Consider the following 13263-nt stretch of genomic DNA (forward strand, 5'->3'; position numbering starts at 1 on the left):
AAACGATGGAAAAAAGATTATTTTTGTTCAACAGATGCCCATTTGTAAGTTAAATTACCACCATAGTTAATTGGGATAATATCTTTTACGGCACCTTTTACTACATACGCTGAACCTTTTTGGAAGATTGGAGTGATAACTGCATCCTCTTTAATTAGCATCTTCTCTACTTCTAAAAGGTTGTCCCAGCGTGCTTGTAAATCTTTTGTATCTGTTTTAGCTTTTAGAATTAACTCATCATATTTCTGATTAGAATAGCCTGTTTTATTTTGAGAACCATTTGTAACAAACATATCTAAATATGAGATTGGATCTGGGAAATCTGGCCCCCAAATACCAAACGCAATATCATATTGCTGAGAATCTTCTAATTTAATTTTTTGTGCGAATGGCTGCTGTTTAATTTTAATTGATAAACCTGGTAAGTTCTTTTCCATCTCACCTTTTAAGAATTCACCAACTTTTTTCGCATCTTCATTATCGAAGTTTAAGAATTCTAGTTCGATTTTATCAGTGCCAAGCTCTTTCTTCGCTGTTTCCCACAGCTTTTTCGCTTCTTTTGGATTTGTTTCAACTAACTTTCCATTTTCAGCTCGGAAATCTTTTTTATTCGGACCTTCAGCGAAATCTTTTCCAACAAATCCATAAGCTCCAATTGCACCATTATTTAAAATAACCTTCGCAAGGTTATCACGGTCAAAGGACATTGAAATTGCTTTTCTTAAGTTTTTATTGCTTAAGTATTGATTACTTTGATTAAATCTTAGGTAAGCAACCCCTGCTTCTTTTCTTGTGTGGAATTCTGGGCTTTGTTTAAACTTATCAACAAATTCTGAAGATAGAGCCACACGATCAATCGAGTTTGTCTCATATAAATTTACATCAGTTGACGTATTTTTAACAATATTAAAGTTAATTTCTTCGATTTTAACCGTTTTATTATCCCAATATGATGGGTTCTTCTTAAACTGGAAGCTTTGCTCATGTTTCCAATCACTCATAACAAATGGCCCATTATATAATGTTGTATTTGCCTCTAACCCAAACTTATCACCTTGTGCTTTTACAAAGTTCTCATTAAGTGGGTAAAATACTGGATAAACCGTTAAATCAACAAAGTAAGGAACCGGATTGTCTAATTCCACTTCTAATGTATAGTCATCAATTGCTTTTACACCTAATTGGTCAGCAGGTAATTCTTTTTTATGAATTTTCTCTGCATTTTTAATATCAAACATAATGTACGAATACGTCGCTTTTGTATCTGGATTTACTGCTCTTTTCCATGAATACACAAAGTCTTTTGCTGTTACAGCTTCCCCATTCGACCACTTTGCATCTTTTCTTAATTTAAATATGTATTTCTTTCCATCATCTAGCTTTTGAACATCTTCAGCAATTCCAGGCACTCTCTTTTGATCTTTGCCGATACGATATAAACCTTCCATCGTATTATTTAATGCTGTAGAAGATGCAGAGTCAGATGCTAATGATGCATCCATCGAAGGAATTTCAGATAACTCTGTTAAATTAAGAACCTGCTTTCCGTTACTACTACTCGTAGCGTTTTCTTTCCCTTTTGCTTTTGCGTCATCTTTTTGGTAGCTACACGCACCAAGCAACATACTTGCAGTTAAAGTCGATGCAAGTAATAACGGTATCTTTTTCTTCATGTTGTGTTGCCTCCCCTAATCGCACTTCCTGTACCCTCACTTGTAAAAAAGTAGAATTGAAAGAATAATCTCCAAGTTTCTACAATTTTCATTATACATATAATATAACAATTGTGAATATAGTTTTTTGTTTTTTTGTTAAAATTTTTAATAAAATGTTTATATTTTTATTTTTTTGTAAAGGGATACGTTAACATTGCTACCATCATCTTGAAATCAGACCTTTAATTGCGTATAATTTTCAAAAAATTAATTCTAGTACATATTATAGCTTTTATAGTATAATAATTCTAGTAATATTTTGACGGAGGGGAACATTTTGAATAAAGTTTTTTTTCATACTTGTATACTAATTTTCATAGCGATAATCGCTTCTAGTATTGGCGCATTCCTCGTTTCATCGCAATTTTTGTTGAATTTTGTCAACATTTCGTTTTATATCGCACTATTTTTTATTCTTATAGGCGGTTTTTTATTCATATTTCAAAATGGATTTTTTAACGTAACAATTTACGCATTCCAAAGAGTATTTGGTACGAACAAAAAAATTGACTCTTTAATTGAAGAAGTAGAGGAACCTGTCGATAAGAAAGAACGTATTTATAAAACATATTCATTCAAATGGACGTATCCAATTTGCATTACCGGTATCGTTCTTGGGTTGTTCTCGACCCTCATTAGTTTTACTATTTTGATGTAGTTTGCAAACACTATCCCATATGATATAATAATCAGCAAAACATTTTGTTATAAAACTTTAGTTCTTTCATATTTAAAGAGCTCAGGTAACAATAAATAAATTTATATGTATGCGATGATAAAGAAGAGTACATATTGAGGCAATTTCAGAGAGCTTGTGGCTGGTGTGAACAAGTAATTGTACAGTATGGAATGGGCTTTTGAGCTCCAAACCGAACCGAAAGTAGTAGGCTTTGGCGTTATATCCAAACGTTATTATGGATTAGAGAGATTTCACAGTAGTGAAATAATTAGGGTGGTACCGCGGTCCATTCGTCCCTATAGTTTTTTGGGATGAATGGGCTTTTTTGTTTGCCTTCTCTTCCCTATCACGCATTCAAATTTAGGAGGAATTACTTATGTCAGTTATCTTTTCTGGTATTCAGCCGAGTGGAACGATTACACTTGGAAACTATTTAGGAGCTATGAAGCAATTTACAGAGCTTCAAAATGAACACGACTGTTATTTCTGTATTGTAAATCAACATGCGATTACAGTACCTCAAGATCCTGTCGGGCTTCGTAAAAACATCCGCAGTCTTGCTGCACTTTATGTAGCATGCGGTATCGACCCTGAAAAAGCTACGTTATTTGTACAGTCAGAAGTACCGGCACACGCTCAACTAGGATGGATTATGCAATCCGTTGCTTACGTTGGAGAATTAGAACGTATGACGCAATATAAAGATAAAGCATCAGGTAGAGATTCAGTTCCAGCTGGGTTACTAACGTACCCACCATTAATGGCTGCTGATATTTTACTTTACAACACTGAAATCGTGCCTGTTGGTGATGATCAAAAGCAACATATGGAATTAACACGTGACCTAGCAGAGCGTTTCAACAAACGCTTCCGTGAAGTATTCACAATTCCTGAAATCCGCATTCCAAAAGTAGGAGCTCGCGTTATGTCACTAACAGAGCCTACGAAAAAAATGAGTAAATCTGATCCGAATCCAAAATCAATGATCAGCATGCTTGATGAGCCAAAAACAATTGAAAAGAAAATTAAGAGTGCCGTAACTGATTCTGAAGGTATCGTGAAATTCGATAAAGAAAACAAACCTGGCATCTCTAACTTATTAACAATCTACTCTTCATTCTCTGGAAAAACAGTTGAAGAAATCGAAGCAATGTACGAAGGAAAAGGATATGGCGACTTCAAAGGCGACCTAGCACAAGTAGTTGTAGAAGCAATTCGTCCAATCCAAGACAAATATAACGAACTAATCAACTCACCAGAACTAGACGAAATTCTAGACAAAGGTGCCGAAAAAGCAAACCGCGTTGCATTCAAACAACTACGCAAAGTAGAAAACGCAATGGGATTAAGTAGAAAGCGTAGGTAACATATAAAGCGGAAGCGGCTCGTTTAGAATGTGAGGGGGATGGAGCTCCTGACGTAGAGGCGCTTTTTGCCTCGCAGGAAGGCGCGAAGCCATCGAACATTCTTGCCGCTGGAGCTGGATTTCATATAAAGCGGAAACGGCTCGCTTAGAATGTGAGGAGGATGGAGCTCCTGACGTAGAGGCGCTTTTTGCCTCGCAGGAAGGCGCGAAGCCACCGAATATTCTTGCTGCCGGCGCTGGATTATACCAAATTAAAAAAACCGCCGATTGGCGGTTTTTTTAATTTACCTTTTGCTCGTTTTCCATTTCCCATAACTTTTCAAAAAATGGCTGTCCTTTTACAAGACGCTCGCATAATTGTTCGTGCTTCTCAGACCAGCCTGTTTTCGCTTCATCATACAGTCTAGCCCAAATATCTTCAAATTCCATATGTTGAACCATTCCGTATGCTGATGGATCCCACTCTGTGAACCAATAGCGAATTTCTGCTGTGTTTTTCGTTGTATGTAATTGATCTAAAGCCATAAATAATAATTGTTTAAGCTGTCTTTCTTTACGAGTTAAACCATTCATAATGAAAGGTGATGGCGATAAAATATGATGTTCTTTTTCCATTTCTTCTACTTGGAACTCATACTTTTCTGCTTGTACGTTTTCTACCATCTCATATACCATCTGCTCTTGGCGCGGTATAAGTCTACTTTTTCGAATTGGTACATTGTAACCAATTGTGTCGATCGCAATAATTCCTTTTCCATCTGTAACAACAAAGCAATACTCTTGCTGCAAACGTTCATGATTTTTACGAATATAAGCCTTATGATGTACGTCTTCCAACAATTTTTGCGGAAGCTCTAACAATTCGTTCTCGATGTAATGATATAATGTGGCATCTACTTTTAATAATGGCACTTGATCTAATAGCTCAATCGTATCATCTTTCCGCCATTCGTAAAAATGACAAACGTTATACCCATTCTCTTCACCTTCAAACCAATTTACCCATACATCATGTAGATATAACATTCACTACCCCTCACTTCACTACTGTTTGTATCAATCATTATGTTCAATTTTTCTTAACTTTATTCCACCTAAGGAAATATATTCTAATTATTATTTTTTCTTCTATTAATACTAAAAAAACAGGAAATAGAGCTCCTGTTTTTATATATGGAATGTATTTGCTTTATTCAATATTTCTTTCGCATCTATAGATAATAAGGAAAGTGTATCTTCTCCTTCAAAAGTTACACAATCTTTAACAATATGAAATCCAAGTGCATAGCCAAGCATCTTCGGATAAGAATGAAGTCCGTTTAATAAGATGTCGTGTTCCTTTGTTCCTCGTTTTATACTTATTCTTTCGTGTACAACATTTTGCCAATAATAAATAGCCTCTTCTTTTGAAAGATACGTCGTCCACGGGGCATTATTTTTTTCTGAATACCTTTCCGTTACTGCTTGCTCAGCCAACCCTTCCATAATCATCGTATCAAGTAATGTATATTCTGTTTCTTTCGTTTCAATTTGATGTAACCTGCATATGTGATGATATTCATGCGCCAATAACACTTTTAATTCTTCCACCGAATTCCGTCCACATACGAATAAGAAAATAACGTGACGCATAGATAATCCAGCCTTACCGTTATACTCTTCTTGTACAGTTCGATTATAGGAATCTGATAATAAAATAAAGACAGGGACATCAGGACCTTTTAACCAACTTTTCAGTTTCTCATACTCCGTACGTAACTCTTTCCAAATTTCCTTTTTCTCTAACTCTTTAATTTCTTGTTCTCCTCGCGTAACCGGGCGATACATACCTTTAGAAATTAAAAAACGATACAACCTTTCTTTTGGCAGCGGGATATACTTCGTAAACTTCTCACACAGCTTTTCTGGTCGTCCGTAATATAGATGTAACCACTCAGCAGTTTCAACAATCCCCATCTTTATCCCTCCTTTTTCTTATGTATATGCAAAAGGAGAAAAAGGCGTAAAAATAAATAAGGAGTTTTTTCGCATATGTTACGAAAAAACTCCTTATTTCATCTATTATTTATACGCTTTAAATACTAACACTGCGTTATGACCACCGAATCCTAGTGAATTACTTAATACTGCATTTACTTCTTGTTGTCTCGCTTTATTCGGTACGTAATCTAAGTCGCATTCTGGATCTGGTGTTTCATAGTTAATTGTTGGAGGAATTACTCCGTCTGTAATTGATTTAATAGAGAAGATCGCTTCAACAGCACCAGCTGCTCCTAATAAGTGACCTGTCATTGATTTCGTTGAGCTAATTGCTACTTTATACGCATGCTCACCGAACGTTTCTTTAATTGCCATCGTTTCATACTTTTCATTCGCATCCGTACTTGTACCGTGCGCATTAATGTAATCAATATCTTCTGGCTGTAAACCTGCATCTGCTAAAGCTTGACGCATTGCACGCACGCCGCCTTCACCGCCAGGAGCAGGCATTGTAATATGGAATGCATCACCAGTTGCACCGTAACCAGCAATTTCCGCGTAAATGTGAGCACCACGAGCTAATGCATGCTCTAATTCTTCAAGAATTAAAATACCTGAACCTTCACCCATTACGAAACCACTACGGTTTTTATCGAATGGACGGCAAGCTGTTGCTGGATCTTCATTGAATGTTAATGCTTTCGCTGAGCTAAATCCTGCAAATGCCATACTTGTTAACGGTGCCTCTGCTCCGCCTGTAATCATTGCATCAGCATCCCCACGCTGAATTGCTTTAAATGCATCACCGATTGAGTTTGCACCAGATGCACAAGCCGTTACAGAACAAGTGTTAATTCCTTTTGCTCCTGTTGCGATTGATACTTGACCTGCTGCCATGTCTGGAATCATCATCGGTACGAAGAATGGGCTCACGCGGCGCGGGCCTTTCTCAGTAAAAATCTTAAATTGTTCCTCGTATGTTTCCATACCGCCAATACCAGAACCAATCCATACACCAATTCGAGGTCCGTTTTCTTCTGTAATCTCAAGCTTTGCATCTGCAACTGCCATTTTCGCTGCTGCTACTGCATATTGTGTAAAGCGATCCATACGGCGCGCTTCTTTTTTATCAATATATTTCTCGACTTCAAAGTCGTTAATTTCTGCTGCTACTTTTGCTGGAAATAGTTCCGGATCAATTCTTGTAAGTCGTCCGATTCCAGATACACCTTTTTTAATGTTTTCCCACGCTGTTTCAACATCTGTACCGACCGGTGTAACAGCTCCTAGTCCTGTAATTACGACCCTCTTTTTTTCCATACAAAATACACTCCTTTTTTTCTCTCAGTCCTTATTTACCCCAACGGAGAGCGACTGCTCCCCATGTTAATCCGCCGCCAAAACCAACAAGTATAATTAAATCACCATCTTGAATACGTCCGTTTTGCAATTCCTCTACCATCGCAATCGGAATGGAAGAAGCTGATGTATTACCGAACTTCTCAATTGTCATACTCATTTTTTCTTGTGGTAAATTTAATCTCTCTCTTGCAGATTCCATAATACGAATGTTCGCTTGATGTGGTACTAAGAAATCCACATCTTCTTTCGTAAGACCAGCTTTATCTAAAACGCGAAGACAAGAATCACCAAGTTGACGAACGGCAAATTTAAAGACTTCTCTGCCATTCATCATAACATACTCGTCTTGATAAAGATGCTTACCGCCGCTTCCGTCTGCTCCTAATTCGAAGGATAGAACGCCTTTACCTTCTGAAACAGCTCCCATTACGATCGCACCGGCTCCATCTCCAAATAGTACTGCTGTATTTCGATCGTTCCAGTCTACAATTTTAGATAGTTTATCACTACCAACTACTAGTATATTTTTATAAGTTCCCGTTTGAATAAATTGCTGCGCTGTAATCATTCCGTACATAAAACCAGCACACGCTGCACTTAAATCCATTGCAGCTGCATGTTTTGCGCCAATTGCTTCTTGAATGACACAAGCTACTGCTGGAAAAGCACGATCTGGCGTTACTGTTGCTACTAAAATAAGATCGATATCCTCTCCGCTAATCCCTGCATCTTCAAGTGCTTTTTTAGAAGCCTCAACGGCCATATATGAAGTATCTATTGTATCATCGGCAATGCGTCTTTCCGCAATACCTGTTCTCGTACGAATCCATTCATCGGATGTATCCATTATTTTCTCTAAATCGTGATTTGTGACTACTTTTTCCGGCACATATCTTCCGATCCCTAAAATGCCCACGTTCACATCGCAGCCCTCCGTTTTATATCAATTATTATGACTTGGTACTAATTTTAAAACATAAATGTATTTTTGTCTAGAATATATTTCAGCTAAAACATAAAGCGAGCGCATTATTCACCTTATTGTTCATGAAAAGAAACAGAAACATACCTTTCCCTGTTTCTTTCCAAATATAAAAAAGCCCGAACCGCTTCTACTTACGGTTCGGGCCTCTCTCCCATCTAAAAAGATGCTTTTTATTCTTGATCTGCTTTCCTTCTAAACTAGAGAGTTCTCCTCACTACTTTTCCTTTATCCTCTTCATATCTCTGTTCTTTCCCCAGGCGAGAATAAAAAAGGCCCTGACCGCTTCTATCCATGGTTCGGGCCTCTCTCCCATCTAAAAAGATGCTTTTTTATGCTTTTTCTGCTTTCCCAAGCTCATATGCTTCGTTCATAACTTTCATCAATAACTCTAATACTGGTTGTGCTTTCTCCATATCAAGCGCAATTCCATTGTCATCTAAAATGGCTTTTGCTTCTGGTAAATGCTTCATTGCGATTTGTAAAAATTGCATGCTTTTCTCATTCATATTACGTTCTTCCTCTCCATTAAAACTTTCACATACATAGTGTAACACGTGCACTACCCTTCGTATAACTCTTTATATTTTTTCATATGTGCCAATTGTTTATTTAAACCGTATTCTAATGGGGTATTTCTTTTTATCGAAATAACTTCTACAGCTTCATCTCTTTCTTCCTCATTCTTTTTATTCACTTTATCCTCTGCACGTAAAAGATTCATACCTTTTTTCCATAATGACTTTTTACCACTAAGTAAATTGTATATGCCGAGATACTCCTCGTTCATTCCATTTTCCCATAAGCATTCACATACATCTTCAACATACAGTAAATCACTTCCGTTTTCCTCGCTCGCATAACGGCACTCTTTCTCATCCAGTTCTGATAAGATGAGCTGATGATACATCATAAAAGATGGTTGCCATGGCCCATATAATGTAGGAACTCGAAATACACTATATTGTACCTCTCCTTTTTTCAATCCTTCTTCCACTTTCGAAAATAGACGTTTATTTTCAGATTCATCTGCACTTCCTACTTCAATAGAAGAAATTAAATTTAACTTTACTTTACGCTCTTCACACATTCTTATAATCCGCTTTAAATACTGTAATATAACTCTTTCATTTCGAAAGCCACTTTGCTGATTCGGCTCATACAAGCAAAAGTAAACGGCATCAAACTTCTCTCCTTCTACTGATTTCCATCCATCTTCATCTCTTATCGAATAATACGTAAATAACGCATTTCGCCCAATTAACAATAACTTCTCTTCATTAATTTTTGTCATATTCTCGAATTCATCAAAATCAAGACCGCACACTTCTACTTCTTCCGCAATCATTTTATTCACAAGGTGATAACCTACAAACGTAAGTGCACCTATAATTAGCACGCGCTCCATACCACCAACCCTTTCTCCTTGAAACAAATAGCTCCTCATTTATGTATATGGGAGCTTCACAATTCTTCTTCATATTTTTTAAAGAAATCAGTCGTTTGCCTAACCATTTTATATTTCACATCTTGCAGATGGAACAAGACAGAAGTATCGCATTGATTGAATTGCCTCATTTTCTCATATTTACGTAACAGCTGTTTTCTTCCTCTTTTTTCTTGTGTTGATACGAAAACTTTAACAGGTACACAAGACGGAAGCAGCGTAAATGATTTCTTATTTATTTTTGATTCTAATTCTTCTTCTTTGGAATCATACGCCAAACTTAATTCCTTCACGAGTCTCTTGTAAAAAAACTTATGCTCTTTCTCAAACTCCACATATTCTGGTAAATCTAAACACGGATTTAACATAATGACAGAGCGTATACATTCAGGGTATTTGTTCATCATTTCAAGTGCTACAAGCGCCCCCATACCATCTGCCATAATGTGCATTTTCGCATTCAATGTCTCTTTTCTCAAAACAACGTCATATAGGCGTTTTGCTAGACGAACAGATTGGTCGTTCCCCCAATGTCTTCCGTATAAATTAGAAGAAAAGACCGTGTAGCCTTCCTCAATAAGGCCATGTAAAAAATAAGATCTACCCGCATGCTGTGTCCATAAACTTGTACCATTCTCAATAAAGTAGTTGTAATCACCAAGAAGCATTACAGAAAATCCATTTGGCTTCTCCGGTAAATAAATGACACATGGTTCTTTTTCTAAGTAAAAAAAACGTTCCGTAATACTCATTTTTCCCCCGCCTTATTTTCTAAACGTATAAAAGTACTCTTTTATACTGTATGAACGGAATGCGATTTTGCGTTGAAAAATCTACAAATATTTTTCTATATTCTTTTTTCAGTTGTGTTACAATAAGGACAGATTGAACGAATAGAGGTGTAAAATATGCGTTTCATTTGGGCATTAATTTGGTCGTTCTTGCTTGTACATATGATGAGCTACGTAATCGGCTCTATGACTGGCGGTACATACGATTTTAACCAAGCGTCTATTTTCTCAGTTGTTCTTGCAGTATTAGTACTAGCAATTTCAGCTGCAATTCCAAACGAGCCAGTAGAACAACACTAAAAAAAGAGTCCGGATTTTATCCGAACTCTTTTTTTATTTCACATGAACAATTAATTCATTATTTTCTACATCAACCACTACATGACTATTATCAGTAATCGTTCCTGCAATTAATTCTCTTGCTAATTTCGTTTCCACTTGACGCTGTACATATCGTTTTAGCGGACGAGCTCCGTACATCGGATCAAATCCAGCTTCTACAACAAATTCTTTCGCTGCATCTGTTAATTCTACCGTAATGTGCCGGTCGGCTAAACGACCTTGTAATTCTTTTACAATTTTATCAACAATACCTTTAATTTCATTCGTTGTAAGAGGCTTGAATAAAATAATTTCATCGACACGGTTTAAAAACTCTGGTCGGAAATGTCCTCTTAATTGCCCCATGACAAGTTCTCTTGATTCCTCTTTAATTGAGCCATCTGCTTCTAATCCATCTAATAAATGAGCAGATCCAATATTTGAAGTCATAATAATAACCGTGTTTTTAAAGTCTACTGTACGTCCTTGCGAATCTGTAATGCGTCCATCATCTAACATTTGTAGTAATATGTTAAATACTTCTGGATGCGCTTTTTCGATTTCGTCTAACAAAATAACGGAATACGGTTTACGTCTTACTGCTTCCGTTAATTGACCGCCCTCTTCATATCCAACATATCCAGGAGGCGCACCAATTAAGCGTGACACAGCGTGTTTCTCCATATACTCAGACATGTCGATACGAATCATTTGCTCTTCACTATCGAATAAAGACTGTGCTAATGTTTTTGCAAGTTCTGTTTTACCAACACCCGTTGGTCCTAAGAAGATGAAAGAACCAATTGGACGGTTCGGGTCTTTAATACCAGCGCGTGCACGAAGAACTGCGTCTGATACTAAACTTACCGCTTCCTCTTGTCCGATGACACGCTCTGATAAAATTTGCTCTAATCGTAATAATTTCTCACGTTCACCTTCAACGAGTTTTGCGACAGGAATACCAGTCCAGCGCGAAACAATATCAGCAATCTCTTCTTCACTTACTTCCTCACGTAATAAACGATTTTCTTGTTTATTATGCGCGCCCATTTCTTCTGCTTCTTTTAACTCTTTTTCAATTGCAGGAATTTTCCCATGACGAAGTTCGGCTGCTTTATTTAAATCGTAATTGCCTTCTGCTTCTTCTAATTCACGGCGCAGGCGCTCTAAATGTTCACGTAAGTCACGAACTTTGTGAATATCTTCTTTTTCTTTCTCCCATTTGGCTCTCATACCACTTGCCACTTCTTTTAAATCCGATAATTCACGTTGCAATGTTTTTAGACGTTCTTGGCTACCAAAGTCTTTCTCTTTTCCAAGAGCTGCTTCTTCAATTTCCAGCTGCATAATGCGGCGCGTTACTTCATCTAATTCTGTTGGCATAGAATCAATTTCTGTACGAATTGTTGCGCACGCTTCGTCAACAAGATCAATTGCTTTATCCGGTAAGAAACGATCCGAAATATATCGATCTGATAAAACTGATGCTGCTACAATCGCGCGGTCATGAATATTTACACCGTGATAAATTTCAAAACGCTCTTTTAAACCACGTAAAATGGAAATTGTATCTTCAACAGTTGGTTCTTCTGCTAATACTTGTTGGAAACGTCTTTCTAGTGCTGGATCTTTCTCAATATATTTGCGATATTCATCGAGCGTCGTCGCCCCGATACAATGCAGTTCACCACGCGCAAGCATCGGTTTTAACATATTTCCTGCATCCATTGCGCCTTCTGTTTTACCAGCGCCGACAATTGTATGAAGTTCATCAATGAATAATAAAATGCGCCCTTCACTCTTTTTAATTTCATTTAATACAGCTTGCAGACGCTCTTCAAATTCACCGCGGAATTTCGCTCCAGCTACAAGCGCACTCATATCTAATGCAAAGATTGTTCTATCTTTTAATCCTTCTGGTACGTCCTTTTTCACAATACGCTGTGCTAATCCTTCAACGATTGCTGTTTTACCAACACCCGGCTCCCCAATTAAAACAGGATTGTTTTTTGTTTTACGTGAAAGAATGCGGATTACACGTCGAATTTCACTGTCACGGCCGATTACAGGGTCAATTTTCCCCGCTCTTACTTCGGCCACTAAATCACGGCCATATTTCTCTAACGCTTCATAAGTTGCTTCTGGATTTTGACTAGTCACTCTTTGATTGCCCCGAACTGTCATTAAAGACTGTAATAAGTTATCTTTCGTAATATGAAATCTTGTGAATAATTGGCTTATATCGCCTTTTTCTTCTGAAAAAGCAAGCAATACATGTTCAACTGAAATGTAGTCATCTTGCAATTTTTCTGCTTCTTTTCCTGCTCTTACAAGTAGTTGTTGCAAAGCACCTGTTATATATAATTTACCTGCTTCTGCACCGCTTCCCGTTACGGAAGGCTTTTTCTTAATTAAATTTTCGGCGCCTTGTTTTAACGCTTCTATATCGACATTCATTTTTTGAAAAATACGTACTGCTAACCCATCTTGCTCTTCTAATAATGTAAACAAGAGATGAACAGTATCTACTTCTTGATGATGATGAGATACCGCTAAAGATTGGGCACTCATAATCGCCTCTTGTGTTTTTGTTGTCATTTGATTTAAGTCCATTTTTACA

Annotated in this window: 12 protein-coding genes and 1 other annotated feature; of the genes, 3 read left to right on the plus strand and 9 right to left on the minus strand. The window is 37.1% G+C overall.

What is annotated here, in order from left to right:
- Positions 1 to 17: 17 nt before the first annotated feature.
- The gene (locus CO726_RS21480) at positions 18 to 1673 is read right to left on the minus strand and encodes a peptide ABC transporter substrate-binding protein (protein ID WP_099685636.1); all 1656 of its coding nucleotides are present in this window, start codon (positions 1671 to 1673) and stop codon (positions 18 to 20) included.
- Between the two features lie 319 nt (positions 1674 to 1992).
- Here CO726_RS21480 and CO726_RS21490 point away from each other — a divergent pair, with 319 nt between their 5' ends.
- Positions 1993 to 2373 carry a DUF3899 domain-containing protein gene (locus CO726_RS21490; RefSeq protein WP_001984973.1) on the plus strand — a complete coding sequence of 127 codons (381 nt, stop codon included), beginning with the start codon at positions 1993 to 1995 and terminating at the stop codon, positions 2371 to 2373.
- A gap of 105 nt (positions 2374 to 2478) precedes the next feature.
- Positions 2479 to 2695: a binding site (T-box leader), on the plus strand.
- A 75-nt stretch (positions 2696 to 2770) separates the two neighbouring features.
- A complete protein-coding gene (gene trpS, locus CO726_RS21495) occupies positions 2771 to 3760 on the plus strand; it encodes a tryptophan--tRNA ligase (RefSeq protein ID WP_000110985.1) in 990 nt (329 codons plus the stop codon).
- A 279-nt stretch (positions 3761 to 4039) separates the two neighbouring features.
- Here trpS and CO726_RS21500 read toward each other — a convergent pair whose 3' ends face one another.
- From CO726_RS21500 to CO726_RS21535, 7 genes are all read right to left on the minus strand, one after another.
- Positions 4040 to 4786, minus strand: coding sequence for a YjbA family protein (locus CO726_RS21500; protein WP_098758700.1), 747 nt, complete (start codon positions 4784 to 4786; stop codon positions 4040 to 4042).
- A gap of 141 nt (positions 4787 to 4927) precedes the next feature.
- A complete protein-coding gene (locus CO726_RS21505; RefSeq protein ID WP_098758699.1) occupies positions 4928 to 5716 on the minus strand; it encodes a DUF2268 domain-containing putative Zn-dependent protease in 789 nt (262 codons plus the stop codon).
- A gap of 105 nt (positions 5717 to 5821) precedes the next feature.
- On the minus strand, positions 5822 to 7060 hold the full coding sequence (gene fabF / locus CO726_RS21510) for a beta-ketoacyl-ACP synthase II (protein ID WP_098758698.1): 1239 nt from the start codon (positions 7058 to 7060) through the stop codon (positions 5822 to 5824).
- 31 nt (positions 7061 to 7091) lie between these two features.
- Entirely contained in the window at positions 7092 to 8024 is a 933-nt protein-coding gene (gene fabH / locus CO726_RS21515; RefSeq protein WP_001100536.1) for a beta-ketoacyl-ACP synthase III, read from the minus strand.
- Positions 8025 to 8416: 392 nt separating this feature from the next.
- The gene (locus CO726_RS21525) at positions 8417 to 8593 is read right to left on the minus strand and encodes a ComZ family protein (RefSeq protein ID WP_099685649.1); all 177 of its coding nucleotides are present in this window, start codon (positions 8591 to 8593) and stop codon (positions 8417 to 8419) included.
- 53 nt (positions 8594 to 8646) lie between these two features.
- Complete coding sequence (locus CO726_RS21530; RefSeq protein ID WP_136699804.1) at positions 8647 to 9519, minus strand: NAD-dependent epimerase/dehydratase family protein; 873 nt, start codon at positions 9517 to 9519, stop codon at positions 8647 to 8649.
- Between the two features lie 29 nt (positions 9520 to 9548).
- Positions 9549 to 10283, minus strand: coding sequence for a lipase family protein (locus tag CO726_RS21535; RefSeq protein ID WP_048545174.1), 735 nt, complete (start codon positions 10281 to 10283; stop codon positions 9549 to 9551).
- A 156-nt stretch (positions 10284 to 10439) separates the two neighbouring features.
- Between CO726_RS21535 and CO726_RS21540 the strand changes: the two genes are divergently transcribed.
- Entirely contained in the window at positions 10440 to 10622 is a 183-nt protein-coding gene (locus tag CO726_RS21540; RefSeq protein WP_001211116.1) for a YjzD family protein, read from the plus strand.
- Positions 10623 to 10655: 33 nt separating this feature from the next.
- Here the strand turns inward: CO726_RS21540 and clpB are convergent, their stop codons facing one another.
- Positions 10656 to 13256, minus strand: coding sequence for an ATP-dependent chaperone ClpB (gene clpB / locus CO726_RS21545; RefSeq protein WP_099685637.1), 2601 nt, complete (start codon positions 13254 to 13256; stop codon positions 10656 to 10658).
- Positions 13257 to 13263 lie beyond the last annotated feature (7 nt).

The organism is Bacillus fungorum, from assembly GCF_002746455.1.
GTDB classification, from domain to species: domain Bacteria; phylum Bacillota; class Bacilli; order Bacillales; family Bacillaceae_G; genus Bacillus_A; species Bacillus_A fungorum.

Bases quoted from the DNA above. Each gene is read 5' to 3' on its own strand.
- trpS (WP_000110985.1), top strand. From the start codon at position 2,771: ATGTCAGTTATCTTTTCTGGTATTCAGCCGAGTGGAACGATTACACTT.
- CO726_RS21535 (WP_048545174.1), bottom strand. From the start codon at position 10,283: ATGAGTATTACGGAACGTTTTTTTTACTTAGAAAAAGAACCATGTGTC.
- CO726_RS21480 (WP_099685636.1), bottom strand. From the start codon at position 1,673: ATGAAGAAAAAGATACCGTTATTACTTGCATCGACTTTAACTGCAAGT.
- fabF (WP_098758698.1), bottom strand. From the start codon at position 7,060: ATGGAAAAAAAGAGGGTCGTAATTACAGGACTAGGAGCTGTTACACCG.
- CO726_RS21525 (WP_099685649.1), bottom strand. From the start codon at position 8,593: ATGAATGAGAAAAGCATGCAATTTTTACAAATCGCAATGAAGCATTTA.
- CO726_RS21505 (WP_098758699.1), bottom strand. From the start codon at position 5,716: ATGGGGATTGTTGAAACTGCTGAGTGGTTACATCTATATTACGGACGA.
- clpB (WP_099685637.1), bottom strand. From the start codon at position 13,256: ATGGACTTAAATCAAATGACAACAAAAACACAAGAGGCGATTATGAGT.
- CO726_RS21540 (WP_001211116.1), top strand. From the start codon at position 10,440: ATGCGTTTCATTTGGGCATTAATTTGGTCGTTCTTGCTTGTACATATG.
- CO726_RS21500 (WP_098758700.1), bottom strand. From the start codon at position 4,786: ATGTTATATCTACATGATGTATGGGTAAATTGGTTTGAAGGTGAAGAG.